Annotated in this window: 24 protein-coding genes; 6 read left to right on the top strand and 18 right to left on the bottom strand. The window is 59.8% G+C overall.

Annotation, left to right across the window (positions count from 1 at the left end; translation table 11 throughout):
- Positions 1 to 91 precede the first annotated feature (91 nt).
- Entirely contained in the window at positions 92 to 1,579 is a 1,488-nt protein-coding gene (locus FHN83_RS23570; RefSeq protein WP_139565126.1) for an MFS transporter, read from the top strand.
- An 89-nt stretch (positions 1,580 to 1,668) separates the two neighbouring features.
- On the opposite strand, the gene FHN83_RS23565 is transcribed toward FHN83_RS23570, so the two are convergent.
- The 8 genes from FHN83_RS23565 to FHN83_RS23530 all read right to left on the bottom strand — a co-directional run bounded on the left by FHN83_RS23565 (position 1,669) and on the right by FHN83_RS23530 (position 8,513).
- The gene (locus FHN83_RS23565; RefSeq protein WP_039028717.1) at positions 1,669 to 1,986 is read right to left on the bottom strand and encodes a helix-turn-helix domain-containing protein; all 318 of its coding nucleotides are present in this window, start codon (positions 1,984 to 1,986) and stop codon (positions 1,669 to 1,671) included.
- Positions 1,987 to 2,062: 76 nt separating this feature from the next.
- The gene (locus tag FHN83_RS23560; RefSeq protein ID WP_139565125.1) at positions 2,063 to 3,289 is read right to left on the bottom strand and encodes a Zn-dependent hydrolase; all 1,227 of its coding nucleotides are present in this window, start codon (positions 3,287 to 3,289) and stop codon (positions 2,063 to 2,065) included.
- The gene (locus tag FHN83_RS23555) at positions 3,286 to 3,768 is read right to left on the bottom strand and encodes an L-2-amino-thiazoline-4-carboxylic acid hydrolase (RefSeq protein ID WP_039028719.1); all 483 of its coding nucleotides are present in this window, start codon (positions 3,766 to 3,768) and stop codon (positions 3,286 to 3,288) included. The genes FHN83_RS23560 and FHN83_RS23555 overlap by 4 nt, the downstream gene beginning before the upstream one ends.
- Positions 3,769 to 3,785: 17 nt before the next feature.
- Positions 3,786 to 4,943 (bottom strand): branched-chain amino acid ABC transporter substrate-binding protein, encoded by a 1,158-nt coding sequence (locus tag FHN83_RS23550; protein WP_139565124.1) that lies wholly within the window; start codon positions 4,941 to 4,943, stop codon positions 3,786 to 3,788.
- 27 nt (positions 4,944 to 4,970) lie between these two features.
- Positions 4,971 to 5,690: an ABC transporter ATP-binding protein gene (locus FHN83_RS23545; RefSeq protein ID WP_139565123.1), complete on the bottom strand. Its 720-nt coding sequence runs from the start codon at positions 5,688 to 5,690 to the stop codon at positions 4,971 to 4,973.
- A complete protein-coding gene (locus tag FHN83_RS23540) occupies positions 5,683 to 6,450 on the bottom strand; it encodes an ABC transporter ATP-binding protein (protein WP_138368987.1) in 768 nt (255 codons plus the stop codon). The genes FHN83_RS23545 and FHN83_RS23540 overlap by 8 nt, the downstream gene beginning before the upstream one ends.
- Entirely contained in the window at positions 6,447 to 7,553 is a 1,107-nt protein-coding gene (locus FHN83_RS23535; protein ID WP_139565122.1) for a branched-chain amino acid ABC transporter permease, read from the bottom strand. Before FHN83_RS23535 ends, FHN83_RS23540 begins: the two co-directional genes overlap by 4 nt.
- Positions 7,554 to 7,562: 9 nt before the next feature.
- Positions 7,563 to 8,513, bottom strand: coding sequence for a branched-chain amino acid ABC transporter permease (locus FHN83_RS23530; RefSeq protein ID WP_139565121.1), 951 nt, complete (start codon positions 8,511 to 8,513; stop codon positions 7,563 to 7,565).
- A 171-nt stretch (positions 8,514 to 8,684) separates the two neighbouring features.
- Here FHN83_RS23530 and FHN83_RS23525 point away from each other — a divergent pair, with 171 nt between their 5' ends.
- On the top strand, positions 8,685 to 9,617 hold the full coding sequence (locus tag FHN83_RS23525) for a LysR substrate-binding domain-containing protein (protein WP_139565120.1): 933 nt from the start codon (positions 8,685 to 8,687) through the stop codon (positions 9,615 to 9,617).
- Positions 9,618 to 9,679: 62 nt separating this feature from the next.
- Here the strand turns inward: FHN83_RS23525 and yddG are convergent, their stop codons facing one another.
- The gene (gene yddG, locus FHN83_RS23520; RefSeq protein WP_139565119.1) at positions 9,680 to 10,567 is read right to left on the bottom strand and encodes an aromatic amino acid DMT transporter YddG; all 888 of its coding nucleotides are present in this window, start codon (positions 10,565 to 10,567) and stop codon (positions 9,680 to 9,682) included.
- A 220-nt stretch (positions 10,568 to 10,787) separates the two neighbouring features.
- Between yddG and fdnG the strand changes: the two genes are divergently transcribed.
- From fdnG to fdnI, 3 genes are read left to right on the top strand one after another with little or no spacing between them, the layout of a single operon-like run.
- Positions 10,788 to 13,835, top strand: coding sequence for a formate dehydrogenase-N subunit alpha (gene fdnG, locus FHN83_RS23515; RefSeq protein ID WP_139565118.1), 3,048 nt, complete (start codon positions 10,788 to 10,790; stop codon positions 13,833 to 13,835).
- A gap of 11 nt (positions 13,836 to 13,846) precedes the next feature.
- Positions 13,847 to 14,731: a formate dehydrogenase subunit beta gene (gene fdxH / locus FHN83_RS23510; RefSeq protein ID WP_138368982.1), complete on the top strand. Its 885-nt coding sequence runs from the start codon at positions 13,847 to 13,849 to the stop codon at positions 14,729 to 14,731.
- Positions 14,724 to 15,380 carry a formate dehydrogenase-N subunit gamma gene (gene fdnI, locus FHN83_RS23505; RefSeq protein WP_039028730.1) on the top strand — a complete coding sequence of 219 codons (657 nt, stop codon included), beginning with the start codon at positions 14,724 to 14,726 and terminating at the stop codon, positions 15,378 to 15,380. The genes fdxH and fdnI overlap by 8 nt, the downstream gene beginning before the upstream one ends.
- A gap of 99 nt (positions 15,381 to 15,479) precedes the next feature.
- On the opposite strand, the gene FHN83_RS23500 is transcribed toward fdnI, so the two are convergent.
- From FHN83_RS23500 to ppk2, 3 genes are all read right to left on the bottom strand, one after another.
- Positions 15,480 to 15,803, bottom strand: a complete 324-nt coding sequence (locus FHN83_RS23500; RefSeq protein ID WP_138368981.1) for a CcdB family protein — start codon at positions 15,801 to 15,803, stop codon at positions 15,480 to 15,482.
- Entirely contained in the window at positions 15,803 to 15,991 is a 189-nt protein-coding gene (locus FHN83_RS23495; protein WP_039028732.1) for a hypothetical protein, read from the bottom strand. Before FHN83_RS23495 ends, FHN83_RS23500 begins: the two co-directional genes overlap by 1 nt.
- Positions 15,992 to 16,165: 174 nt before the next feature.
- Positions 16,166 to 16,984, bottom strand: a complete 819-nt coding sequence (gene ppk2 / locus FHN83_RS23490) for a polyphosphate kinase 2 (RefSeq protein WP_139565117.1) — start codon at positions 16,982 to 16,984, stop codon at positions 16,166 to 16,168.
- A 200-nt stretch (positions 16,985 to 17,184) separates the two neighbouring features.
- Between ppk2 and araJ the strand changes: the two genes are divergently transcribed.
- The gene (gene araJ, locus FHN83_RS23485) at positions 17,185 to 18,369 is read left to right on the top strand and encodes an MFS transporter AraJ (protein WP_139565116.1); all 1,185 of its coding nucleotides are present in this window, start codon (positions 17,185 to 17,187) and stop codon (positions 18,367 to 18,369) included.
- A gap of 127 nt (positions 18,370 to 18,496) precedes the next feature.
- Here the strand turns inward: araJ and FHN83_RS23480 are convergent, their stop codons facing one another.
- From FHN83_RS23480 to FHN83_RS23455, 6 genes are read right to left on the bottom strand one after another with little or no spacing between them, the layout of a single operon-like run.
- Positions 18,497 to 19,588, bottom strand: a complete 1,092-nt coding sequence (locus FHN83_RS23480) for an alkylhydroperoxidase domain protein (RefSeq protein ID WP_139565115.1) — start codon at positions 19,586 to 19,588, stop codon at positions 18,497 to 18,499.
- A gap of 9 nt (positions 19,589 to 19,597) precedes the next feature.
- Positions 19,598 to 20,587, bottom strand: coding sequence for a putative FMN-dependent luciferase-like monooxygenase (locus tag FHN83_RS23475; protein ID WP_139565114.1), 990 nt, complete (start codon positions 20,585 to 20,587; stop codon positions 19,598 to 19,600).
- On the bottom strand, positions 20,584 to 22,185 hold the full coding sequence (locus FHN83_RS23470; protein WP_139565113.1) for a dipeptide ABC transporter ATP-binding protein: 1,602 nt from the start codon (positions 22,183 to 22,185) through the stop codon (positions 20,584 to 20,586). Before FHN83_RS23470 ends, FHN83_RS23475 begins: the two co-directional genes overlap by 4 nt.
- On the bottom strand, positions 22,182 to 23,033 hold the full coding sequence (locus tag FHN83_RS23465; protein ID WP_139565112.1) for an ABC transporter permease: 852 nt from the start codon (positions 23,031 to 23,033) through the stop codon (positions 22,182 to 22,184). The genes FHN83_RS23470 and FHN83_RS23465 overlap by 4 nt, the downstream gene beginning before the upstream one ends.
- Positions 23,030 to 23,974, bottom strand: coding sequence for an ABC transporter permease (locus FHN83_RS23460; protein WP_139565111.1), 945 nt, complete (start codon positions 23,972 to 23,974; stop codon positions 23,030 to 23,032). The genes FHN83_RS23465 and FHN83_RS23460 overlap by 4 nt, the downstream gene beginning before the upstream one ends.
- A 10-nt stretch (positions 23,975 to 23,984) precedes the next feature.
- On the bottom strand, positions 23,985 to 25,604 hold the full coding sequence (locus FHN83_RS23455) for a TIGR04028 family ABC transporter substrate-binding protein (RefSeq protein ID WP_139565110.1): 1,620 nt from the start codon (positions 25,602 to 25,604) through the stop codon (positions 23,985 to 23,987).
- Positions 25,605 to 25,675: the final 71 nt, after the last annotated feature.

The following is a 25,675-nucleotide window of genomic DNA, read 5'->3' as shown; positions in this document are numbered from 1 at the left end:
CAACGAGTGTAACAAAAAGCTGGACATGCGTTCAACTTTACGTAGGATCCGGTTCTGGACATGTGTCCAGTTTCGGAAAATAAGGAAATTTATGTTTCGTCAGTGGTTAGCGTTAGTGATTATCGTGCTGGTCTATATCCCGGTCGCGATTGACGCCACGGTGCTGCACGTCGCCGCGCCGACGCTGAGTATGACCCTGGATGCCAGCGGCAATGAACTGCTGTGGATCATTGATATTTACTCGCTGGTGATGGCCGGTATGGTGCTGCCGATGGGGGCGCTTGGGGATCGGATTGGCTTTAAGCGTCTGCTGATTCTGGGCAGTAGCCTGTTCGGGCTGTCGTCGCTGGCGGCGGCATTTGCGCCCACGGCCGGGTGGCTGATTGCGGCGCGGGCGCTGCTGGCCATCGGTGCGGCGATGATTATTCCCGCCACGCTCGCCGGGATCCGCACGCTGTTTGCCGACGCGCGCCAGCGCAATATCGCTCTCGGCGTCTGGGCGGCGGTGGGCTCGGGCGGTGCGGCCTTTGGCCCGCTGATCGGCGGCATGCTGCTGGCGCACTTCTACTGGGGCGCGGTGTTTCTGATCAACGTCCCGATTGTGCTGCTGGTGGTCTGTCTGGCGGCGCGGTTTGTGCCCGCTCAGGAGGGGCGGCCCGAGCAGCCGCTCAATATCACCCATGCCCTGATGCTGATCGTGGCGATTTTGCTGCTGGTCTTCAGCGCCAAAACCGCGCTGAAAGGGGCGCTTTCCCCATGGCTGGTGGCGGTTACGCTCTTAACGGGCGGGATGATGCTGTTTGCTTTTGTACGCATCCAGCTGCGCGCCCGCACGCCGATGATCGACATGCGGCTGTTCGGCCATCGCGTGATTTTAAGCGGCGTGGTGATGGCGATGACGGCGATGATCGCCCTGGTGGGCTTCGAACTGCTGATGGCTCAGGAGCTGCAGTTTGTCCACGGCTTCACGCCGTTTGAAGCGGGAATGTTTATGCTGCCGCTGATGGTGGCCAGCGGTTTCAGCGGGCCGATTGCCGGGGTGCTGGTAGGGCGTCTTGGGCTGCGGATCGTGGCGACCGGCGGCATGGGGTTAAGCGCGCTCAGCTTTACGGGCCTGTCGATGCTCGATTTCAGCACCCAGCAGTGGCAGGCCTGGAGCCTGATGGTGTTGCTGGGGTTCAGCGCGGCGAGCGCGCTGCTGGCGTCCACCTCGGCGATCATGGCCGCTGCGCCAAAAGAGAAAGCCGCCGCCGCAGGGGCGATTGAGACCATGTCCTATGAGCTGGGTGCGGGACTGGGAATTGCGATTTTTGGCCTGCTGCTGACCCGCAGTTTTTCGGCATCGATTGAGCTGCCCCAGGGGCTGGACGCATCCCTTGCCGGGCAGGCTTCATCTTCAATTGGCGAGGCGGTGAAAGTCGCGCAGGATCTGCCACCGACTCTGGCGGAATCAGTGATTGAGGCAGCGAAAACGGCGTTTATTACCTCCCACAGCGTGGCGCTGGGCAGTGCGGGCGGGATGCTGCTGGTGCTGGCGGTGGGGATCTGGTTTAGTCTGAAGAAGGTGTCGCAGCGGTAAAAAACGCCCGGCGGCGCTGCGCTTGCCGGGCCTGCAATTTCACGTAGGCCGGATAAGCGCAACGCATCCGGCTTTTTTAAGCTCTCATGTCAGACCATAAAAACTTCCGGACCTTTGATATCAATGATATTAATAATTCGCAGCGCCGCTTTATTGGGTTTACTTTCGTTTCGCTCCCACTTCGATACGCTTTCAACCGACATTCCGGTCGTTATGGCCAGGGCTGCCTGCGACATGTTATAGCGCGTACGTACTTCTTTAATCTCGCCACCGGTCATCTCGCGAACTGCCGGAATATGACGAGCAGCCACTGCAGCATCTATGGATGCCAGCGTCTCATCTTTAACAACACCTAATTTGTTGTAACGCTGAGCCATGCCCTGAATACGTTTCAGCCGTTCAGTCATCACAAGTTACCTCTATCAGTTCTTTATCAGCTACCCGTAAGCATGACTATAGTCACGATTACGGGTTATTTCAATCCTACAATTCCTGCGCGGCGCTCAACACGCTGTGCAACAACACGTTTGCCCCTTTCTCTGACCACTCCGGCAGGATCTTTTCCGCTTCGTTATGGCTGATGCCTTTCACGCAGGGGATAAAGATCATGCTGGCCGGGGCGATTTTGCTTACGTAACAGGTATCGTGCCCGGCGCCGGAAACCATCGACTTCGAGGAATAGCCCAGCGCGGCCACGGCGTTTTCCGTGCGGGCAAGACAGGCCTCGTCAAATGCAATCGGCGCATAGTCGAAGATGCGCTCGACGTTGGCGCTGACGCCACGGGCAGAGAGATCCGCCGCCGCCTGATGCAGTGCTGCTTCCATCGCCTCCAGCGCTTCACTTTGCGGATGACGGAACTCGACGCTACACACCACCCGGGACGGAACGACGTTGCGCGAGTTGGGGGTCACGTTCGCCATGCCGATGGTCGCCCGGCCATCAGGGGTATGCTGATAGCCAATCTCTTCCACCTTTAACGCCAGCTCCGCAAAGGCGGTTAAGGCGTCGCGGCGGCTGTGCATCGGCGTGGTACCGGCGTGAGCGGCAAAACCGTCGAGCGTGATGGTGAACCAGCGCTGACCCATCGCCGCGCGCACCAGCCCGATATCAATGGCTTCATCCTCCAGAATCGGACCCTGTTCGATATGCAGCTCATAGCAGGCGTGGATCGGGAAGGCGCGGGCAGGGCGCTCGCCACGATAGCCGATGGCCTCAAGGGCATCGCGCACCGTGACCTTTTTGCTGTCCATCCTGGCGTAAGCAAACTCTTCGCTAAGCTGACCCGCCCAGACGCCAGAGGCGAGCATCGCCGGAGCAAAGCGCGCGCCCTCTTCGTTGGTCCAGTTCACCAGCACGATATCGCGCTCGGTTTCGACCTGACGATCGTTCAGGGTGCGCAGCAGCTCCAGTCCGGCCAGCACGCCGTAGATCCCATCATAGTTGCCGCCGAGCGGCTGGGAGTCCACGTGCGAACCGGTCATCACCGGGGCAAGCGCCGGGTTTTTACCCGCGCGTCGGATAAACATGTTGCCCATGCTGTCCACCTCGCAGGTAAAACCGGCCTCCAGCGCCCAGTCGCGCAGCAGGTTGCGGGCAATGCGGTCTTCGTCGCTCAACGCCAGACGGGTGACGCCGCCCGCGGGCGTGCCACCGATCTGCGCCATCATCTCCAGCGTCGACCACAGACGGTCTGCGTTAACGCGGATCATGCTTTGTCCCTGGTGCTGCGATAGCGGAAGTCGCAGCATGCGCCGCCCTGCATAATGGTGGTGGTGCGGGTCAGCTCCACGTCCGGGGCATAGCCGACGATAAATTTCTCGTCGCGGGCGCAGGAGAGCAGGTGGCCAATCTCGCCGAGGCCCATCTCGTGATACATCTCGGCATAGCGACAGCGGGTAACGTTGTAGTTGTACTGCTGGTCGTCGGCGTCGATTACCTTCACGTCGAGGGCGTTATCCTTCTCCCACAGATACTGCAGGGCGATAAAGCTCTTCACGTCCGCGCCGTCCGGCTCCTTGCTGGCAAACTCTTTACCGGCGTTAATGGCGGCCTGCTCAATGGCTTCGCCAATCACCGCCTGGGCGCGGGTCTTACCGATCTCGCGGACCAGGATCTCGTAAATTGGCTTAATAATTTCTGCTTCAATTTTGCGGCGGGCGAGAATGCCCAGCTCATTATTATCACTCATCACATTGCCTCACTGCGTTACTTAGCTTTTGCGCCGCCGAGCACGGTTTGCGGCTGCCATTTGCCATCGACCACTTTATAGACGGTGAACGACGGCGCTTTCAGGTTGCCCTGATCGTCAAAGGCGATCTGCCCGGTGACGCCGGAGTAGCTGATGGCGCGCAGGGCAGGCAGGTACTCTGACGGATCCACCGAGTCGGCTTTTTCCATCGCCGCGACCAGCACGCGGGTTGCGTCATAGGCGAACGGGGCGTGGAGCTCGATATGGGTGTGGTAGCGGGACTGATACGCCTGCTCGAAGGTTTTGCCGCCCGGCATCTGATCCACCGGCAGCCCCGGCTCCAGCGCGACAACGCCTTCACCCTCTTTCTGCGCCAGCTGGAGGAAGGTCTGGCTGACAAAGCCGCCTGCGCCCATCAGGGTGGTGTTCATGCCCAGCTGCTTGATACGACGCGCCAGCGGTGCCGCCTGGCTGTCCACGCCGCCGAAGAAGATCAGATCGGCGTTTTTGCTGCGAATGGCGGTCAATACGGCGCTAAAATCGACGGTCTTGTCGTCAACGTACTGACGGTCGACAATCTTCACGCCCTGCGCTTCCAGCGATTTAATAAACTCGTCGGCCAGACCCTGACCAAAAGCGGTACGGTCGTCGATCACCGCGATGCGTTTCGCTTTCAGGGTGTTGATGGCGTACTGCCCGGCAAACTGGCCGCCATCATCGTCGTGGCCCATCACGCGGAAGCTGGTGTCGAAGCCCTGTTTTGTATAGGCATGACCGGTGGCGACCGGCGCGACCTGGGCAATACCGGCATCGTGATAGACACGCGCCGCCGGAATGCTGGTCCCGGTGTTCCAGTGACCGACCACGCCCGCTACGCCGCTGTCCACCAGGCGCTGCGCCACGGCCACGGCGGTGCGCGGATCAGACTGGTCATCTTCCGACTGCAGTTTAAAGGTCACTGCCTTGCCGCCGATGGTCGGGTGCTGCTTGTTGATGTCATCAATTGCCAGCTGCGCACCGTTCTCCAGATCTTTACCGATACGGGCGGACGGGCCGGTCAGCGGGCCCGCCAGGCCAATCACCACGGTTTCGCTGTCGGCGGCCCAGGTGCCGGTTGAAGCAAACCCGCTGAGCAGAATGGCGGCGCTGAGCGCACTGATTTTTATGCTTTTCATTGTTTTTCCCTGATATTGGTTGGTGTGTTAAGCGGGCATTTCGCCCAAATAAATCTGTGCAATCTGGTCGTCGTCGAGCATCGCCTTTGACGCGCCGTGATGGACGATGCTGCCGCTGTCCATTACCCAGGCCTGGTCGGTCACCTCAAGCGCCAGCCGGGCGTTTTGCTCGATAAGCAACAAAGCCACGCCGCGCTCGCGCAGCCCGGCGATGACCGCAAATATGTTCTCGACCATTTTGGGCGCGAGGCCCATCGAGGGTTCGTCGAGGATCAGCAGGCGCGGGCGGCTGAGCAGGGCGCGGTTAAGGGCTAAAAGCTGTTGCTCCCCGCCGGAGAGCAGCCCGGCCAGCTGGTGCTGGCGTTCGCCCAGGCGCGGGAATCGCTCGAAAATCTCGTTCATCTCCAGCTTAACAGTGACAGTGTCACGCCTGAGCCATGCCCCCATCTGCAGGTTTTCCAGCACCGTCATGCGGGCGAAGATGCCGCGTCCTTCCGGGACCATCACCAGCCCGTCGCGCAGCAGCGCTTCGGCTTTCTGCTTGCGTACCGGCTGGCCCTTAAATTCGATGTTGCCGCCAAAACGCTCCAGCCCGGTGATGGCCCGCACGGTGGAGCTTTTACCCGCGCCGTTCGCGCCAATCAGCGTGGCCTGTTCGCCTTCGCGCAGGGTAAAGGAGACGTCCCGCACCGCCTGGATACCGCCGTAATGCACGTCCAGACGTTCCACTTTCAGTAATTCAGACATGGGCATTGCCTCCAAGCCAGGCGGCGATCACCGCCGGGTCGCGGCGCACGCTGTCCGGCGTGCCGCTGGCCAGGGTTTTGCCGTAATCCAGTACCGTCAGGCGATCGCAAATGCCCATCACCAGCTTGACGTCGTGTTCAATCATCAGCAGCGTTTTCCCGTCGTCACGAATGCGGGTCAGCAGCTCCCCCAGGGCGACTTTTTCTGCGGCGTTCATCCCGGCGGCGGGTTCATCCAGCGCCAGCAAAAGCGGATCGGTGGCCAGGGCCCGGGCGATCTCCAGCCGACGCTGATGGCCGTAAGCCAGATCGCAGGCGCGGTAGTGGGCAAACTTTGCGATGCCGGTGTACTCCAGCCAGTGCCAGGCCTGCTCAAGCGTCTGCGCCTCTTCTTCCCGGGCGCGCTTGTGCCGACTCAGCGCCGCCCACAGCCCGTTGCGGGTGCGGACGTGGCGACCGACCATCACGTTCTCCAGTACCGACATCTCGTTAAACAGACGCACGTTCTGGAAGGTGCGGGCTATCCCTGCGGCGGTCACTTTCTCGATCTGCGTCGGGAAATAGGCTTTATCGGCAATGGCAAACTCCCCACTGTCCGCCGGGTAGAGGCCGGTGATCAGGTTGAAGCAGGTGGTTTTGCCCGCGCCGTTGGGGCCGATCAGGCCGTAGATCTCACCCTTATTAATGGAGAGCGAGACGTTGTCCACGGCGGTCAGGCCGCCAAAACGTTTGGACATGTTGCGCACGGTTAACAGGCTCATGCTTTCATCTCCTTATGACGGACCGGCCAGATGCCCGACGGGCGAACCAGCATCACCAGCACCAGCGCCAGGCCGTAGAACAGCTGGCGGAGGATCTCCGGGTCAATCAGCACCGAACCAAACAGCGCCTGCTGAACCGGGGCCGCCTGGCTGCGCAGTAGTTCCGGCAGGGCAGTCAGCAGCACCGCGCCGAGGATCACGCCGGGGATATGGCCCATCCCGCCCAGCACCACCATCGCCAGCACCGCGATGGACTCCTGCAGGGTGAAGGACTCCGGGGAGACAAAGCCCTGGAAGGCACCAAACAGAGCGCCCGCCACGCCACCAAAGGAGGCGCCCATAGCAAAGGCCAGCAGCTTAAAGTTGCGCACGTTGATGCCCATCGCCCGGGCGACGTCTTCATCTTCGCGGATGGCGTGCCAGGCCCGGCCAATGCGGGAGTGCTGCAGGCGCAGGCAGACGAAAATAATCCCCACAATCACCAGCATCAGCAGGTAGTACCACAGCCACAGGGCGGGCACCCTGAAGCCGAACCAGTGGTAAACCCCGCTGAACTTGAGGCCGAACAGGTTCAGGGTATCGACGCCGGTAATGCCTTTCGCGCCGTTGGTGATGTTCACCGGGCGGTCGAGGTTACGCATCAGAATGCGGATGATCTCCCCGAAGCCGAGGGTCACGATTGCCAGGTAATCGCCGCGCAGCTTCAGCGTCGGCGCACCGAGCAGTATGCCGCACACCGCCGCGACCAGCGCCGCGATGGGGATAATCAGCAGATAAGAGGTATGCAGCCCGTCCGGGAACCAGACGTTGAGGATCGGGAACACCTCCGCCAGATGCGGCGAGGCCAGCAGCGCCGCCAGATAGGCACCGACGGCGTAAAAGGCGATAAAGCCCATATCCAGCAGACCGGTGTAGCCCACCACGATATTCAGCCCCAGCGCCAGCATGATGTAGAGCAGGGCGAAGTCGATCACCCGCACCCAGTAGTTGCCGCCGAGCTGGGTGGCGATAACCGGCGCAAGCAGCAGGGCAAGCACGAACAGCGTCATGCCGGACCAGAATTTACGGCTGGCCGCAGGCGTTTTGATTTCAATAGCAGTCATGATTTTCCCTTATGCCCTGTGCGCCACGCGCTCGCCCAGCAGGCCCGCCGGACGGAAGACCAGTACCAGAATCAGCACGATAAAGGCGAAGACGTCCTGGTAATTACTTCCGAACATGCCATGAGTCAGTTCGCCGAGATATCCGGCGCCCAGCGCTTCGATAATCCCGAGCAGGATCCCGCCAATCATCGCTCCGCGAATATTGCCGATGCCGCCGAGCACCGCCGCGGTAAAGGCTTTAATGCCGGGCAGGAAGCCCATCGAGAAGCTGGCGTTGCCGTAGTTGCTGGCCATCATCACCCCGGCGAGCGCGGCAAAAATGCCGCCGATAGCGAAGGTGAGCGTGATGATGGCGTTCGGATTGACGCCCATCAGGGTGGCGACGCGCGGGTTTTCGGCCACCGCGCGCATGCCGCGTCCGAGGCGGGTGTACTCCACGAGCAGCCAGAGCGCGGTCATGACGATCAGGGCCAGCGCCACGGTGACGATGCCGGTAACGGTAATGATGGCGGGCGGATGCGCCTCGCTGCCCGCGGTGACGGCAATCGGGTCCATCGGCAGGATCTGCGGGAACATCAGCGGGTTACGCGTCCAGATCACCATCGCCACGGTTTGCAGCAGTACCGATACGCCTATCCCGGAGATCAGCGGCGCCAGGCGCGGCGCGTTGCGCAGGCGACGGTAGGCAAAGCGTTCAACCGCCATCGCCAGCAGGGCGCAGACCGCCATGGCGATCAGCAGCGCAAAGCCGAGCTGTAGCAGTTGAGGCATGGCGGGGAAATGGCTGTTGAGCACGTTCAGCCCCGACAGGGTGGTCAGCGCGCCGACCATCAAAATATCGCCATGGGCGAAGTTAATAATGCGCAAAATGCCATACACCATGGTATAGCCCAGCGCGATCAGCGCGTAGATGCTGCCCAGCATCACGCCGTTGATCAGTTGTTGTATGAGTGTGTCCAACGTTATTACCCGACAAATTGCTCTTTTCAGCGGATAACATCTATTAATTGAATTAAATTGTGAAATACGCATATATTATTTCTTATGACATCTGGAGCTTGCTTTATCTGATTGATTTTAAATATGATTACAAATGGCTGATTCACCTGATTATCCACAACAGATCAACATATGAATAAAACAGAACAATCAATGGGTTTACCGGCCTTTGCCGAGAGCCGACTGGCGAACGATCCACCCCTGCGGGCGGTACGGGCTTTCGAGGCCATTGCCCGGCTGGGTAGCGTGACGCTTGCGGCGCAGGAGCTGGCGATATCGCCGTCGGCGGTGAGCCATCAACTGAAGGTGCTGGAAGGGTACTTACAGATGCCGCTGACCGAGCGGCAGGGGCGCAGGCTGATCCTCAGCCAGCAGGGACGAGACTATTACCGCTCGATCCGCGCGGCGTTTAATGTGCTGCGCCAGGCCACCGAGCATCTCGTGGAGCAGGTACAGACCCGCCAGGTCACTATCAGCCTGATCCCGCTGTTTGGGATGGGGTGGTTTATCCCGCGTCTGCCTGCCTTTATGCGCGCTAACCCGCAGACCGAGATTAATGTGGTTTACGCCAATCATCGCAACTATCTGAGCGACGCCTCGGACATGTCCATCCGCTTTGGCAACGGTCAGTGGGCGGGATACCAGAGCGAAAAGCTGATCTCCGGGCAGATGGTGCCGGTCTGTAGCCGGGCGTTTTTGCGCCTGCATGGCCATATCGACACCCCGGAACAACTGTTGCAGATGCCACTGCTGCACGATGAGGAGCGTGTGACCTGGCAGCAGTGGTTTGTTCAGCAGGGGGTAAAACGCCCGCCGCGCCGCAGCGGCCCGATGTTCGAGGACGGGCTGCTAACCCTGGCGGGAGTGCAGGCAGGGCTGGGCTGCGCCCTGATGCGCGAGCCGCTGATCGCCCCGTATCTGGAGAGCGGCGAGCTGGTGAAGATTTTCGATATGCCGATTGATGATGGCCGGGATTATTACCTGTGCGTGCGCCAGGACGGAGAGATGACCCAGGACGGGAAGTTGTTGCAGAGCTGGTTGAGGCGGGCGGCGGAGCAGGAATAGATACACCGTAATGTAGGCCGGGCAAGCGTATGCGCCGCCCGGCATTGCAGGCCGCAGAAACGTCAACCCACCCGCGACCTGGTCGCATACCAGCACAACAGCGACCCCGCACATACCAGCATCGCACCCTGCCAGAAACTCAACGACAGCGGGGCGTTGAGCAGCACGGCCGCCAGCGCTGCCGACAGCACCGGGGTAAAATAGGACGCCGCCGCCAGCAGCGTCACGTTGCCGTGCAAAATACCAATATTCCACGACGCATAGCCAAACCCCAGCGCTACGCCGCACATCAGCAGTTTGATCACCACCGGCACGCTAAACACCATCTCCGGCTGATCGCTGAAGGCGTATTTCAGCCACAGGGTTAGCGCCGTCAGCAGCACAAACAGCGTGATCCCGTTCTGGCCGTTGGCGTATTTGCTGGTAACGGTGCAGTAGGCCGCCCAGATAAAGGCCCCCGCAAAGGCGAGGCCGTAACTCAGCGGGTTAGAGACAAGGTTGCGGGCAATATCCGCCGGGTCGAGCCCGTTTTCGCCGCCCAAAACCCAGCTGACGCCCAGCAGGGCGATAATCAGACCCGGGATCACCCACAGGGTCGATTTCTGGCCGTTGAATAAAATGGCAGACAGGATGGTCAGGCTCGGCCAGAGATAATTTACCATTCCTACTTCAATCGCCTGGTGGCGGGTGGCAGCATAGCCTAACGACAGGGCGAGGCAGATCTCGTAGCTGACAAACAGCGCGCTGCCGGCAATCAGGTAGCGGGGCGAGAAACGACGCAGGTTGGGGAAGCCCACCGTCACCAGACAGAGTAATCCGCTGAGCGTATAGATTGCCGCTGCGCCCCCGACCGGGCCCAACCCCTCGCTGACACCTCTGATCAGACCCACCATCGTGCTCCAGAGCACAATCGCGGCCAGACCGATCAAGGTGGCTCTTTTTCTGTCCATCATCTTTCCACTGGCTAAACATTTCAGGGGCAAATTTATAGCACTGTTTCAGTACCTTCCGCGAATTAATCTGCGCTGCAGTAACCCTTTAGCGTTAGTAAAAGCCGCCAGCGCTGACTATTAAGAGGGCGAAGATCGGCGATATTGATTTGCCGCAATAAAAACAGGGGCTTTGCTGTTAGTTTTCCGCCGGACTTCTCAATTTCTAACGAGGACAACGATGGACGTCAGTCGCAGACAGTTTTTTAAAATCTGCGCGGGCGGTATGGCCGGAACAACAGTCGCTGCTCTGGGGTTTGCCCCCAAAATGGCGCTGGCTCAGGCGCGCAACTATAAGTTGCTGCGTGCCAAAGAGATCCGAAACACCTGCACATACTGCTCCGTGGGATGCGGGCTATTGATGTATAGCCTGGGTGATGGCGCGAAGAACGCTAAAGAGTCGATTTACCATATTGAAGGCGACGCCGATCATCCGGTCAGCCGCGGGGCATTATGCCCGAAAGGGGCCGGCCTGCTGGATTATGTCCACAGTGATAACCGTCTGCGTTACCCGGAATACCGCGCGCCGGGCTCCGACAAATGGCAGCGGCTCTCCTGGGATGAGGCCTTTACGCGCATCGCGAAGCTGATGAAAGCCGACCGCGACGCCAACTTCGTCGAGACCAACGAGCAGGGCGTGACGGTGAACCGCTGGCTCTCAACCGGGATGCTGTGCGCTTCTGCGGCAAGTAATGAAACCGGCATGCTGACGCAAAAATTTGTGCGCTCACTCGGCATGCTGGCGGTAGACAACCAGGCGCGCGTCTGACACGGACCAACGGTAGCAAGTCTTGCTCCAACATTTGGTCGCGGTGCGATGACCAACCACTGGGTTGATATCAAAAACGCCAACGTCGTGGTGGTGATGGGCGGTAACGCCGCTGAGGCCCATCCGGTGGGATTCCGCTGGGCGATGGAAGCGAAAAACAACAACGATGCGACGCTCATCGTCGTCGATCCGCGCTTTACGCGTACGGCATCGGTGGCGGACATCTATGCGCCGATACGCTCCGGTACGGACATTACGTTCCTTTCCGGCGTGCTGCTGTACCTGATTGAAAACAATAAAATTAACGCCGAGTACGTTAAGCACTACACCAACGCTAACCTGCTGGTGCGGGAAGACTTTGCCTTTGATGACGGGCTGTTCAGCGGCTATGACGCCGAAAAACGCCAGTACGATAAGTCCTCCTGGAACTATCAGTTCGATGAGAACGGCTACGCGAAACGCGATGAAACCCTGACCGATCCGCGCTGCGTGTGGAATCTGCTGAAAAAGCACGTCTCCCGCTATACGCCAGAGGTGGTGGAGAACATCTGCGGAACGCCAAAAGCCGACTTCCTGAAAGTGTGCGAAGTGCTGGCCTCCACCAGTGCCGCAGACCGGACCACCACGTTCCTCTATGCGCTGGGCTGGACGCAACACACCGTGGGTGCGCAGAACATCCGTACCATGGCGATGATCCAGCTGCTGCTCGGCAACATGGGCATGGCCGGTGGCGGGGTTAACGCCCTGCGCGGTCACTCCAACATTCAGGGGTTAACCGATCTGGGGCTGCTGTCGACCAGCCTGCCGGGCTATCTGACGCTGCCGTCGGAGAAACAGACCGATCTGCAAAGCTACCTGACGGCCAGTACGCCGAAAGCGACGCTGCCGGACCAGGTGAACTACTGGAGCAACTATCCGAAGTTCTTCGTCAGCCTGATGAAATCCTTCTATGGCGACGCGGCGCAGAAGGAGAACGACTGGGGCTTTAACTGGCTGCCGAAGTGGGATCAGTCTTACGACGTCATCAAGTATTTCAACATGATGGCGAAGGGCAAGGTGACGGGCTACATCTGCCAGGGCTTTAACCCGGTGGCGTCATTCCCGGATAAGAACATGATTGTCGCCAGCCTGAGCAAGCTCAAATACATGGTGGTGATCGACCCGCTGGTGACCGAAACCTCAACCTTCTGGCAGAACCACGGCGAGATGAACGACGTGGATCCCGCCTCGATTCAGACCGAAGTGTTCCGTCTGCCGTCAACCTGTTTCGCGGAAGAGGACGGCTCCATCGCCAACTCCGGCCGCTGGCTGCAGTGGCACTGGAAGGGGCAGGACGCGCCGGGTGAAGCGCGCAACGACGGCGAAATCCTCGCCGGGATTTACCATCGCCTGCGGGAGATGTACCGCACCGAAGGCGGCAAAGGCGTCGAGCCGCTGCTGCGCATGAACTGGCACTACAAACAGCCGGATCACCCGGAGTCCGAAGAGGTGGCAAAAGAGAACAACGGCTGTGCGCTGGCCGATCTCTATGACGCCAGTGGCGTGCTGATTGCGAAGAAAGGCCAACTGCTGAGCAGCTTTGCCCATCTGCGTGATGACGGTACTACCGCGTCGTCGTGCTGGATCTACACCGGGAGCTGGACCGAACAGGGCAACCAGATGGCTAACCGCGACAATGCCGACCCGTCAGGGCTGGGCAATACGCTGGGCTGGGCCTGGGCGTGGCCGCTGAACCGTCGCGTGCTTTACAACCGCGCCTCGGCGGACGTCAACGGTAAGCCGTGGGATCCGAAACGGATGCTGATCCAGTGGAACGGCAGCAAGTGGACCGGGAACGATATTCCGGACTACAACACCGCCGCGCCGGGCAGCAACACCGGGCCGTTTATCATGCAGCCGGAAGGGCTGGGACGTCTGTTCGCCATCGACAAGCTGGCGGAAGGGCCGTTCCCGGAACACTACGAGCCGATGGAAACGCCGCTCGGGACTAACCCGCTGCACCCGAACGTAGTCTCAAGTCCGGTAGTACGTGTGTACCAGGAAGACGCTGTGCGCATGGGTAAGAAAGATAAATTCCCGTACGTCGGCACCACCTATCGCCTGACCGAGCATTTCCACACCTGGACCAAGCATGCGCGACTGAACTCCATCGCCCAGCCGGAGCAGTTTGTGGAGATAAGCGAAACCCTGGCGCAGGCCAAAGGCATTGCCAACGGCGATCGCGTTAAGGTCAGCAGCCAGCGTGGATTTATTCGCGCCGTGGCGGTGGTGACCCGTCGTCTGCAGGCCCTGAACGTTCACGGCCAGCAGGTGGAAACCGTCGGTATTCCGCTGCACTGGGGCTTTGAAGGGGTGGCGCAGAAGGGCTATATCGCCAACACCCTGACGCCTGCGGTCGGGGATTCCAACTCGCAAACGCCGGAGTACAAGGCGTTCCTGGTCAACATCGAGAAAGCCTGAGGAGCGAAAACATGTCGATGGAAACACAAGACGTCATCAAACGCTCCGCCACCAACGGCTTTACCCCCGCGCCTCGTGCGCGGGATTACAAAGCGGAAGTGGCAAAGCTTATCGATGTCTCCTCCTGCGTGGGCTGTAAAGCCTGCCAGGTGGCCTGTTCCGAGTGGAATGATATCCGCGACGAGGTGGGGCATTGCGTCGGGGTTTACGATAACCCGGCCGATCTGAGCGCCAAATCCTGGACGGTGATGCGTTTTAGCGAAACCGAGCAGAACGGCAAGCTGGAGTGGCTGATCCGCAAAGATGGCTGTATGCACTGCGAGGACCCGGGCTGTCTGAAAGCCTGTCCGTCCGCCGGGGCGATCATTCAGTACGCCAACGGCATCGTCGATTTCCAGCAGGATAACTGCATCGGCTGCGGGTACTGCATCGCCGGGTGTCCGTTCAACGTGCCGCGCCTCAGCAAAGAGGATAACCGGGTTTACAAATGCACTCTGTGCGTGGATCGCGTCAGCGTCGGCCAGGAGCCGGCCTGCGTGAAAACCTGTCCGACCGGTGCCATTCACTTCGGTACCAAGAAAGAGATGCTGGAAGTGGCTCAGCAGCGCGTCGACAAGCTGAAAGCGCGCGGCTATGCCAGTGCGGGGGTTTATAACCCGCAGGGCGTGGGGGGGACGCACGTGATGTATGTCCTGCACCATCTCGACCAGCCGGAGCTGTATCACAATTTGCCGAAGGATCCGGCTATCGATACCTCCATCAACCTGTGGAAAGGGGCGCTGAAACCGCTCTCGGCGGCGGGCTTTATCGCCACCTTTGCCGGGCTTATTTATCACTACATTGGGATTGGGCCGAACAAAGAGGTGGATGACGATGAGGAGGAGCACCATGAGTAAGTCGAAGATGATTGTGCGCACGAAGTTTATCGACCGCGCCTGTCACTGGACGGTGGTGATCTGCTTCTTCCTGGTGTCGCTGTCGGGGATTTCGTTCTTTTTCCCGACCCTGCAGTGGCTGACGGAGACTTTCGGCACCCCGCAGATGGGACGTATTCTGCATCCGTTCTTTGGCGTGCTGATCTTCGTGGCGCTGATGTTTATGTTTGTGCGTTTTGTGCATCACAACATTCCTGATAAACAGGATATTCCCTGGGTGAAGGGCATTGTTGAAGTGCTGAAGGGCAACGAGCATAAAGTCGCCAGAGTCGGTAAATACAACGCCGGGCAGAAGATGATGTTCTGGACCATCATGAGCATGATCTTTGTGCTGCTGGTGACCGGGGTGATTATCTGGCGTCCGTACTTTGCGCAGTACTTCCCGATGCAGGTGGTGCGTTATAGCCTGCTGATCCACGCCACGTCGGCCATTATCTTGATCCACGCCATTCTTATTCATATGTATATGGCCTTCTGGGTTAAGGGCTCGATTAAAGGGATGATCGAAGGGAAGGTGAGCCGCCGCTGGGCGCAGAAACACCATCCCCGCTGGTATCGGGACGTGGAGCGTATGGAAGCGCAGAAAGAGAGTCGTGAAGGAATGAAGTAATCCCATCGCCTGCTGTGCCCGGCGGCGCTGCGCTTGCGCGGCCCTACGGGTCAGGTTCCCCCGCTCCGGGCTGTGGTTCGGAGCGGGTTTTATGGGAGGTCAGGTGTTGGTGATTAAGGCATCAATGGCAGCAACAACCCGGGTTCTCGCACTCTGCATGTTAGTCACATAATATTTACTGGTAAGTTTCTTTTTCTCAACGCTGGTAATACCAGGCGTATTCATGAATAGCGTCAGGAAATCGATATTAATGACGGCAGAAGCCGGATTAATATGTCCTGAAAGATTATTCCTGTAACTTAATGGCAGAATTAAACGGGTTGACAGGTCATCGTAATAATCATGCTGAATCACCATCAGATAAGGGTGTAATTCACTGGTTCTGGCCGAAGGATTACGGTAAACGTCAAACTGGAAGCACATTAGATCCCTCCGAAAAAAGGATCGTCAGATAGCAACCCTGCTTTCGCGACAAACTCATTCATAGCTCGCATGAATTCCTTATCGCGTTTCCGTTGTTCGATTCGTTCCTCCGGGGTCAATGCCGGGCGCGGCGTGACGCCGGTTAAGTGTTCTTTAACGGCGGTTTTTTGCGGTGCATCCACTTTCATTGTTATTGTCTCCTCTGTTGGTGCAGCCATTATCAATCGCCAACAATTTAAAACAATACTGTTTCGCCTGGTAATTTAAAAAATGCGAGGCGGCGTCCAGGTAAATGCAACGCTATGAAAATCTGAATAATAAACATGAATAATCCTCCCGACAATTTATCGGGAGGGGTATATTCAAAACTTCTCTTTAATATAACGGAACGGATAAGCGGTAGGTTTAATTTTGCCGATTTTGCGCTTAGGTAATTTAACCTCTTCTTCCGGTAGGTCTTTATACGGAATTTGCGACAGCAGGTGCGAGATAATATTCAGCCGCACGCGCTTTTTATCTTCCGAGCGGGCGACGAACCACGGGGCCCAGGCGGTGTCGGTGGCGGAGAACATGGCATCTCGCGCTTCGGTGTACTCATCCCACTTCGTGAAGGATTTGATGTCCATCGGGGAGAGCTTCCAGGTTTTGCGCCCGTCGTTGATGCGGTCGCGCAGGCGGCGCTCCTGCTCTTTAGGCGTCACTTCCAGCCAGTATTTGATCAGAATAATGCCCGCATCAACCATCGCCCGTTCGATGATGGGGGCTCCGTCGAGAAACTTTTCTACCTGCTCTTCGGTACAGAAACCCATTACGCGTTCCACGCCCGCGCGGTTGTACCAGCTGCGGTCGAAAATGACGATTTCTCCTGCTGAAGGCAGGTGCGGCACGTAGCGCTGGAAATAGAGCTGGCTTTTCTCTTTTTCGGTTGGGGCTGGCAGCGCCACCACCCGGAATACGCGCGGGCTGACGCGTTCGGTCAGAGCCTTAATCGTGCCGCCTTTGCCCGCGCCGTCGCGACCTTCAAAAACGATACACACCTTCAGGCCTTTACTGACCACCCAACGCTGAAGCTTAACCAGCTCCACATGCAGGCGATGCAGCTCTTTTTCATACTCCGTGCGTTTAAGAGGGGCGGGAGGCGTGGTCGTCGCAACGGTTTTGCTCTTCTTTTTATCTGCCATGATGCGTTCCTTTCTGGGATTCAGCCGGGACGGTGTGACATAACACTTTGAAGTGTAATCAGGGCTGGGCGGAGTGGTGGAAAATATTCACACCCCACCCGAAATAATGGATGAAGCTGCCAGGGAGGTGATTTGAACTGGCTCACCATACAAGATTGTTCAATAATGGCTGTCGCAATTTTTTAACAAGTGGTTGTGGTATGAAAAAGACGGTCTTTTCGTTAGCACTTGGTACCTTCGGTCTGGGGATGGCCGAGTTTGGCATTATGGGCGTACTCACCGAGCTGGCGCGGGACGTGGGGATCTCCATTCCTTCGGCCGGAAATATGATTTCGTTTTACGCTTTTGGGGTGGTGATTGGCGCGCCGATTATCGCGATCTTTTCCAGCAAGTTCTCGCTGAAAACCATTCTGCTGTTCCTGGTGACGCTTTGTCTTATCGGCAATGCGATTTTCACTTTTTCAACTTCGTACACCATGCTGGCGATTGGACGGCTGGTCTCTGGCTTTCCGCACGGCGCGTTCTTCGGTGTCGGCACCATTATCCTTTCCCGCATTGTGCCGCCGGGCAAAGTGACCCTGGCGGTGGCGGGGATGATCGCCGGGATGACGGTGGCCAATCTGGCGGGCGTGCCGCTGGGCACCTGGCTTGGACACCAGTTCAGCTGGCGCTATACCTTCTTCCTGATCGCTGCGTTTAACCTGCTGGTGCTGCTCTCTGTCGTCCTGTGGGTGCCGCAGACGTTCGACAAATCGCAGACCCGCCTGCGTGAACAGTTTCACTTTCTGAAGAAGCCGGAGCCCTGGTTCATCTTTGCCGCCACCATGTTCGGTAACGCCGGGGTCTTTGCGTGGTTCAGCTTCGTGAAGCCGTTTATGCTCAACGTGTCCGGCTTTTCCGAAGGGATGATGACCGCGATCATGATGCTGATGGGCCTTGGCATGGTGCTGGGCAACCTGTTCAGCGGCAAGCTGTCCGGGCGCTACAGCCCGCTGCGGATTGCGGCGATGACCGACCTGGTGATTGTGCTGTCGCTGCTGCTGCTGTTTGCCTTTGGCGATATGCCTGCGGCCTCGCTGGGGATGGGCTTTATCTGCTGTGCCGGGCTGTTCGCGCTGTCGGCACCGCTGCAGATCCTGCTGCTGCAAAATGCACAGGGCGGGGAGATGCTTGGCGCGGCAGGCGGTCAGGTGGCGTTTAACCTCGGTAGCGCCATTGGAGCGTACTTTGGCGGGATGATGATTACCCTGGGCTTCAGCTGGAGCTACGTTACGTTACCGGCGGCGCTGCTGTCGTTTCTGGCGATGTCGTCATTGTTGGTTTATGGGTATTTGAAAGCCCGGCGGAATGAGGATAGTGCCCAGAAATTAGCCCGGGCGCGCTAATTGCCCGGCGGCGAGGTAAATGCAAAACGGTCACTCAGGTGACCGTTTTTTATGTTTTCTCCCTCTCCCTGTGGGAGAGGGTCGGGGTGAGGGCATCAGACCGCAGACAAACCCGGCATAACCCCCCTCACGGAAGCGACGGCTCCCCCAGGGTTAACATCAGGCGGTTAGCCCAGACAAAGAACGCTGCGGACTGCACCAGGTCCAGCTGGGCCAGGGTATCCAGCCCCTCGCGTTCCAGCCCGGCGAGATGCCCAGGCGTCACCGCAGGCGGCGTCACCGAGAGGGCTGCCGCAAAATCAATGCCTGCCTGCCAGCGCGGCGTTTGTCCGGCGCTCAGCGACTCCCCAGGCTGCACCGCCAGCAGCGTTTCCACCGCATCATTATCCTTAGAAAGCTGGCTGGCTTTACGCGCATGGACAGAGGCGCAGTAAATGCAGCCGTTGATTTTGCTGGTGACCGCAGCGGCCAGTTCCCGTTCGGCACGTGACAGTCCGCCTGACGTATAGAAAATCCCTTTATCCGTGAGCGTGCGCTGCTCCAGCACCGGCAGATTGCGCCCCAGCAGGCGGAAATAGTCGGAATCGGTATGGCCGAATTTCGCCAGGATCGCCTGCTCGTCGGCGCTAAATTCCGCCAGCGGTTTTGGCGCCAGCCACGGCTCCCAGCCCAGCTCCTGCTGGGTGAACTGTACCGGCGCCGCTTTGCCGTTTTTCGTCAGCGGTACGGTGTGCCAGTGGCCCGCCACCACGGGGGTATCGCTTGCCACCACCGGTTTGTCATTGAGCAGGCGCAACCCTGCGATCAGGCGGCTCTGGAAGCTGACAAAGGCGATCAGCTGCGCCAGGGTGACAATGCCTTCCTTGCTCCAGCCTGCCAGAGTCAGGGCGTTGATCGCCCCCGGCGTCGCCTGGACCGGCGAGAAGGTGAGCAGACGAGCAAAGGTCAGGGCGGGCGTCAGGCGCACCGAGGTGGGATCCGCCAGCCCAAACCCGGCGTAATGGGCTGCCAGCGCGTCGGCGTTGTGCCATTTCGCCACTTTTGCCGCCACGGCAAAGCGCTCGTCCAGCGCGAAGTCGGCGTCCTGCTGACTGAATAACGTTTCGTAGCTCCCCTGAGCGTGACGCGTTGCCGCATCCCGGGTCTGTCGCGCCTGTTGCAGTGGGGAACCGGGGGCAATCTCCGCCAGTTCGGCGAGAATATCCTGACTTAATGCCATGGTGACTCCTTATAGAAGATGAGGGGCGATCTGCTCTGCAATTAACTCAATCGAACGTAACGTGTCCTGGTGCGACGGCTCTACGGAATGCACCTGGAATGAAATATCGGTGACACGCGACAGCACCGAATCCTTCGCCAGCGAGGCAAGCACCGTCTGCGGCGCGCCGATGTGCGCATCGAACTGGCGACTATAATCCGTGACAGTGTCACCAGTAAGCGCGTGTCCGGCGGCCACGTGCTGCTGCGCCTGACGGGTAAGGCCCGGTTCGGCCACCTTCAGGGCATAGGCATCGCTGTCGGCGACAAAGGCGGTGCGCGAGGCCAGAATGCGCGGGGCCACGCCGGACGGCAGGGCGTCGAGATAGGCATCAATAATCGGGTTCTGGATCTGATCCAGCGTCAGGGAGAGGTTATCCGCCGGGCGCGGCTGGGTGCGGGAGAGCATCAGGCCGTGTCCCTGCTGTGCGGCCCGTACTGCGCCCTCCACCGAGAAGGTGGCGATCCACACCCGCTCCGTCAGCCCGGGCGCGGGCGGATAGAGATGGTTATCCGGATGGGTCAGGGAGTCCCCGCGCCAGGCGCTCTGGATCAGATGCAGGTTGTCAGCAAAGGTCGCCGCCCGCTCGTTAATGGTCAGCCCGAACGGCAAAAACGAGGTGGGCGTGCCGCCGGAGCCAAACCCGACCTCGAGACGCCCGTCGGCCAACAGATCCAGCACCGCCGCGTCCTCCGCCACCCGCAGCGGGTTCTCCAGCGGCAGGGTGATAATGGCGGTGCCCAGGCGAATGCGGGTGGTGTGCGCCGCTACGTGGGCGAGAAATACCAGCGGCGACGGCAGGCCGCCTTCATGCTCGTGGAAATGGTGCTGGGCAATCCATGCGCTGTCAAAACCGTAGCGCTCGGCATGGCGGATTTGCTCAGTCGCCAGGCGATAACGTTCTTTGGCTGGGGCATCGTCCAGCAGTCGGGTGAAGAAACCCAGGCGTTTACGCGTCATGCGTACTCCTTGTGTGAAAAATGGGGGATGGCGTCGATCAGCTCGCGGGTGTAGTTGTCCTGCGGCGCGGCGTAAAGCGTGTCGACCGCGCCCTGTTCAACCACCTGGCCGCTGCGCAATACCGTCACGCTGTGGGCAATCCGCCGGACGGTTGCCAGATCGTGAGTGATAAACAGATAGGTCAGGCCCAGCTGCTGCTGAAGCTGCTGGAGCAGGGCGAGGATCTGCGCCTGTACGGTGACGTCCAGCGCCGAGGTGGCCTCATCCAGCACCAGAATGGTCGGCTCAAGAATTAAGGCCCGGGCGATAGCCACGCGCTGGCGTTGGCCGCCCGACAGCTCCCGCGCGGTGCGGCTTAACAGCTCCGGCGGCAGGGCCACCCGCCGGGCAACGTTCTCTACCCGGGCGGCACGTTCTGCTTTGTCGACGGGCGCAAAATTTTTAAGCGGCTCCTCGATGATCTCAAACAGTGTCTGGCGTGGATCCAGCGAGGCAAAGGGGTTCTGATAGACAAACTGGATCTTCTGCCGCAGCTGACGTCGCGCCTCGTGGCTGAGGGTGGTGGCGTCGATATCATCGATGATCACCTGACCCCGGTCGGCCTGCTCAAAGCCCAGCAGGATGCGGGCAAGGGTAGTTTTGCCTGAGCCGGACTCGCCTACCAGCGCGTGGGTGCTGCCGCGCTGCACGGCGAAGCTGACGTTATCCAGCGCCTGCAATTGATGGCCTTTCCCCAGCGCAAAACGTTTGCTGATATCGGTGGCGCGGATCGCAGGCGAGGCCAGTGGACGACCCGCCACCGGAGCAATGGTTAACCGCTGGCCCTGCAGATCGCTCAGCAGCTGGCGGGTATAGGCGTGCTGCGGGGCGCGTACCACGTCGGAGGTAGCGCCGTGCTCCTGCACCTCGCCGTGGCGAAACACCAGCAGCCGGTCGGCGCGCTGGGCCGCCAGGGCCAGGTCGTGGGTGACAAACAGCACCGCCGTGCCGGATTCCCGGCGCAGCACATCCAGCAGATCGAGAATGCGTTTTTGCACCGTCACGTCCAGCGCGCTGGTGGGCTCATCGGCGATAATCACATCCGGTCGCAGGGCGATGGCGATGGCAATCAACACCCGCTGTTTCATTCCGCCGGAGAGCTGGTGCGGAAACTGCTTCATCCGCTGTTCCGGGTGGCTGAGACCCACTTTGGTCAGCAGGGCCAGCACCTGCTGGTCGCACGCGGCGGGGCTGATTTTCTGATGCAGGCGAATGATTTCCCCCACCTGCGCGCCGATGGTTTTCACCGGGTTGAGGGAGTTACCCGGATCCTGCGGCACCAGGCTGATGCGCGCCCCGCGCAGGTTGTTGAGCCGTTTCGCCGACCACTGACTGAGATCTTCGCCGTTCAGACGGATGCTGCCGCCGTCGCGCCGGGCGTTGTCCGCCAGCAGGCCGATAATCGCCTGGGCGGTGGTGGTTTTACCGGAGCCGGACTCGCCAACAAAGGCCAGCATCTCGCCGCGCCCGAGGGTAAAGCTGACGTTATGCACCACCTCGCGCCACTGGCGGCCCGTGCGGTAGCTGATAGTCAGATTTTCAACAGAGAGAACCGTCATGAGCGACCTCCGCTTAACTGACGACTGATACGGTTGGTGGCCAGCACCACGGCGATCACCACCAGCCCGGGGAAGGTGGTTAGCCACCAGGCGGTAGAGAGATAGTTACGTCCCTCGGCAATCAGCAATCCCCACTCCGGGATCGGCGGCGGGGTGCCGTAGCCGAGGAAGCTCAGCGTCGAGAGGGCGAGGATCGCCTGACCAAACTGGAGGGTGGCAAAGGCCAGCACCGCGGTCAGGGAGTTGGGCAGAATGTGGCGCCACAGCACCGTCCAGAAGGTGCCGCCGCTGCCAAACGCCGCTTCGACGTAATCCGTATGGCGGATGCGCACCACTTCACCGCGCGCGAGTCGGGCAAAGCTGGCGATAGACGCCACCCCAACGGCGATGGCGGCATGCACCGTGCCAAAGCCGAGCAAAATAATTACCGTCAGGGAGAGCAGCAGCGAAGGGATAGCGAGCAGCACGTCCACCAGACGCATCAGCACAGACTCCACCCGCCCGGCAAACGCCCCGGCAATCACACCGATGGCGGTACCCACGATCAGCCCCATCGCCACGGCCACCAGGGCGGCGCTCAGCGAGTGGGATGCGCCATAGATGATGCGGGTGTACAGATCGCGTCCCAACTGATCGGTGCCGAGCCAGTACCCGGCCTGCGGTGCCAGACGCTGCGCGCCGGGAATGCCTTCAATCGGGCTGAAGTGGGTAAAGAGATCCGGTGCGATAGCCGCCAGCGCGGCGACGGCAATAATCGCCCAGGCAAACCACAGCCCCGGCTGCCAGCGAAATGCCCCCCAGGCGGGCACGCGTCTGCGCGCTGCGGCAGCGTAATCGACAAGGCTCATACAGCACCTCCGGTAACGGTTTTCAGCCGGGGATCGAACAGCGGCATCAGCAGATCCACCAGCAGGTTAATCAACACAAAGCCGAGGGCGGAGATCATCACCACCGCCTGTAACACGGCGATATCCTGGTTATTGACCGCCTGCTGGGTCAGCATCCCCAGCCCGCTGCGGGCAAACACGGTTTCGGTGATCAGCGCCCCGGCGATCAGTTCGCCCAGCAACAGGCCCGCAATGTTCAGCACCGGCAGCAGGGCATTGCCGGTGACGTGACGCCAGAGAACGGCGGTTTCGCTCAGCCCTTTGGCCCGCGCTACCGCTACAAACGGCTGGGCGGCGACCTGATCCAGACTGCGCATCAGGATCTGCGCCAGCGGGGCGGAGATCGGAATGGCGACGGTGATAATCGGCAGGATCAGCCCCTGTAGCGGGCCTGGGTTAATCACCGGGATCAGCCTCAGCTGGAATGAAAACAGCTGAATCAAGGCAATACCCAACCAGAAGGTCGGCAGGGAGATAAACAGCACCGGCAGGGACTGAATGGCGTTACTCAAAAAGCGCAGCCCTGGCAGGCGGGAAGCCAGCGCCAGGGCAAAGGCCAGCGCCACCGCCAGCGCAAAGGCGGGCAGCGCCAGGCTCAGGGTGTCCGGCAGGTTGGTGATAATAAGTTCGCTCACCGGCAACCCCGCCTGCACCGAGAAGCCAAAATCGCCGCGCAGCATCGCCCCGAGGGTGTGCAGATACTGCTGCCACAGCGGGCTGTCGGCCCCGTAGGCGATGCGCATCTCTTCGATTTGCGCCGGACTCAGGCCCAGATCCGGGTTCTGGAACTTGATCAGCACCGCATCCCCCGGCAGCACCTGAAGCAGCACAAACGACAGGGTAAACGCAGCCCATAACACCAGCAGCCCCAGCCCGGCCCGTCGCAGCAGATAGTGGCTCATCGTTGCCTCCTTAGTGTTTCTCAAGCCACGCGCCGTAGAACGACGGGCGACCGACCGCTTCAAAACTCACCCCTTTCAGCCACGGCGCACCGGCAAAGACCTGCGGCTCTTCGAAAATCGGGATCACATAGGCGTTATCCAGCAGATAGCGCTGGGCGTCGCCGGTCAGCTGGAGGCGCTTTTGCGGATCCACTTCAGCGGAGATGTTCACCAGCAGCTCGTTGAGCTTGTCGTCGCGGAAGCTGTTTACCTTGTCGCTGGAGCCGCCTTTTTGCAGCAGGGCGTCGCGGTTATCGGGGTAGAACATGCTCTTAACCACGTCCGGGTCGGCGCGGCCCACTTCCGACACGGTAAGCGGGGTTTTCAGCGGGTCGAGGTTGTCGATAACGCGGCTGCCAGCGTCACCGGCCTTCACGCTCAGGGCGACGCCCACCTGACGCCACTGCTGGGCGACCAGCTGTAACACCTCTTTGTTTTGCGGCTGCGGCAGGGATTCATAGATGGTCAGGGCCAGACGCTGGCCGTCTTTGGCGCGAATGCCATCGCTGCCCGCTTTCCACCCGGCTTCATCCAGCAGGGCGCTGGCTTTGGCCGGATCGAAGGTCAGTTTGTCGCTCAGATCGACATAGCCTGCGGCAGAGTCGGCAATCACCGATTTGGCCTGCGGATAGTTGGGTGAGAACAGGGTTTCCACCACCTGTTTCGCGTTGGTGGCATGCAGCAGCGCCTGGCGCACCCGCACGTCGGCGACCAGTGGATTATCCGGGCGGAAGCTGATGCTGTCGTTCACCCCGCGGGTAGGGGCCGCGTAGATGTGATATCCCTGTTCGGTGGCCTGTTTTTCGTCATAGGCCTGCACCTGGCGGATAAAATCGGCCTGGCCCGCCAGCAGCGCGCCGACGCGAACGCTGTCTTCCGGCGTGACCAGATACGTAATGCCATCCAGATTCGCCGGGCCCTGCTGGGCGAGATTTTTCGGGCCCCAGGCGTAGTCTTTACGCGCCTGGAGATTCACTTCCCGGCCGGGCTTCTCATCCTTCACCACGAACGGGCCGGAGCCGATGATATGGCGCGCGTCGCCCAACTCCTCGAAGTTACGCTGTAAGGTGCTCAGAGAAACCAGACCGGAGCCGATGGTCGCGGTACCCTGTAAAAAGCCCGGCGAGGGCTTTTTGAAGTAGAACTTTACGGTCAGCGGGTCGATCACTTCGCTGCGGTCGTAGTTGTTGATCACTTCCGACACCGGCAGGCGCTGGGCCTTATTGCCTTTGCCGTAGGTATCGAAGTTCTTCGCCACCGCGTTCGCGTCCAGCGGCGTGCCGTCAGAGAAGGTAACGCCCGGGCGAAGCTTAAAGGTGTATTCGGTTTTATCGGCGTTGGTGGTCCAGCTTTCGGCGATCCATGGCTCAACCTGTAGCGTCTTTGGGTTCTGCCAGGTAAGCTTGTCGGTGATCTGATTCAGGATCCCGCCGTTGGGGTAAAACCCGCCCGCCGGGGGATAAAGGTTGGTGTGGGCCTGTTGCTCCAGATAGACCAGCGTGCCGCCTTTAACCGGCGTATCGGCAGCATAAGCTGCCGTCGTCGCAAGAATTAAAGCCGTCAGCAGCGGCAGACGAAATGGGGTTTGCATGGTGAATTCCTTTGTAATCTTCTTGTTAGCGTCGAATGCATCTTCGGGTGGGGCAGAAAAGAAGGGAACAA

Source organism: Leclercia adecarboxylata (assembly GCF_006171285.1).
GTDB lineage: Bacteria > Pseudomonadota > Gammaproteobacteria > Enterobacterales > Enterobacteriaceae > Enterobacter > Enterobacter barmai.
This window is presented reverse-complemented; position numbering and strand designations above follow the sequence as displayed.

Bases quoted from the DNA above. Each gene is read 5' to 3' on its own strand.
- FHN83_RS23565 (WP_039028717.1), bottom strand. From the start codon at position 1,986: ATGACTGAACGGCTGAAACGTATTCAGGGCATGGCTCAGCGTTACAAC.
- FHN83_RS23460 (WP_139565111.1), bottom strand. From the start codon at position 23,974: ATGAGCCACTATCTGCTGCGACGGGCCGGGCTGGGGCTGCTGGTGTTA.
- FHN83_RS23495 (WP_039028732.1), bottom strand. From the start codon at position 15,991: ATGAAAGTGGATGCACCGCAAAAAACCGCCGTTAAAGAACACTTAACC.
- yddG (WP_139565119.1), bottom strand. From the start codon at position 10,567: ATGGACAGAAAAAGAGCCACCTTGATCGGTCTGGCCGCGATTGTGCTC.
- fdnI (WP_039028730.1), top strand. From the start codon at position 14,724: ATGAGTAAGTCGAAGATGATTGTGCGCACGAAGTTTATCGACCGCGCC.
- FHN83_RS23570 (WP_139565126.1), top strand. From the start codon at position 92: ATGTTTCGTCAGTGGTTAGCGTTAGTGATTATCGTGCTGGTCTATATC.
- FHN83_RS23475 (WP_139565114.1), bottom strand. From the start codon at position 20,587: ATGACGCGTAAACGCCTGGGTTTCTTCACCCGACTGCTGGACGATGCC.
- FHN83_RS23525 (WP_139565120.1), top strand. From the start codon at position 8,685: ATGAATAAAACAGAACAATCAATGGGTTTACCGGCCTTTGCCGAGAGC.
- FHN83_RS23500 (WP_138368981.1), bottom strand. From the start codon at position 15,803: ATGTGCTTCCAGTTTGACGTTTACCGTAATCCTTCGGCCAGAACCAGT.
- FHN83_RS23540 (WP_138368987.1), bottom strand. From the start codon at position 6,450: ATGAGCCTGTTAACCGTGCGCAACATGTCCAAACGTTTTGGCGGCCTG.
- FHN83_RS23545 (WP_139565123.1), bottom strand. From the start codon at position 5,690: ATGTCTGAATTACTGAAAGTGGAACGTCTGGACGTGCATTACGGCGGT.
- araJ (WP_139565116.1), top strand. From the start codon at position 17,185: ATGAAAAAGACGGTCTTTTCGTTAGCACTTGGTACCTTCGGTCTGGGG.
- FHN83_RS23455 (WP_139565110.1), bottom strand. From the start codon at position 25,604: ATGCAAACCCCATTTCGTCTGCCGCTGCTGACGGCTTTAATTCTTGCG.
- FHN83_RS23550 (WP_139565124.1), bottom strand. From the start codon at position 4,943: ATGAAAAGCATAAAAATCAGTGCGCTCAGCGCCGCCATTCTGCTCAGC.
- FHN83_RS23480 (WP_139565115.1), bottom strand. From the start codon at position 19,588: ATGGCATTAAGTCAGGATATTCTCGCCGAACTGGCGGAGATTGCCCCC.
- FHN83_RS23535 (WP_139565122.1), bottom strand. From the start codon at position 7,553: ATGACTGCTATTGAAATCAAAACGCCTGCGGCCAGCCGTAAATTCTGG.
- ppk2 (WP_139565117.1), bottom strand. From the start codon at position 16,984: ATGGCAGATAAAAAGAAGAGCAAAACCGTTGCGACGACCACGCCTCCC.
- FHN83_RS23465 (WP_139565112.1), bottom strand. From the start codon at position 23,033: ATGAGCCTTGTCGATTACGCTGCCGCAGCGCGCAGACGCGTGCCCGCC.
- FHN83_RS23470 (WP_139565113.1), bottom strand. From the start codon at position 22,185: ATGACGGTTCTCTCTGTTGAAAATCTGACTATCAGCTACCGCACGGGC.
- FHN83_RS23560 (WP_139565125.1), bottom strand. From the start codon at position 3,289: ATGATCCGCGTTAACGCAGACCGTCTGTGGTCGACGCTGGAGATGATG.
- fdxH (WP_138368982.1), top strand. From the start codon at position 13,847: ATGTCGATGGAAACACAAGACGTCATCAAACGCTCCGCCACCAACGGC.
- FHN83_RS23555 (WP_039028719.1), bottom strand. From the start codon at position 3,768: ATGAGTGATAATAATGAGCTGGGCATTCTCGCCCGCCGCAAAATTGAA.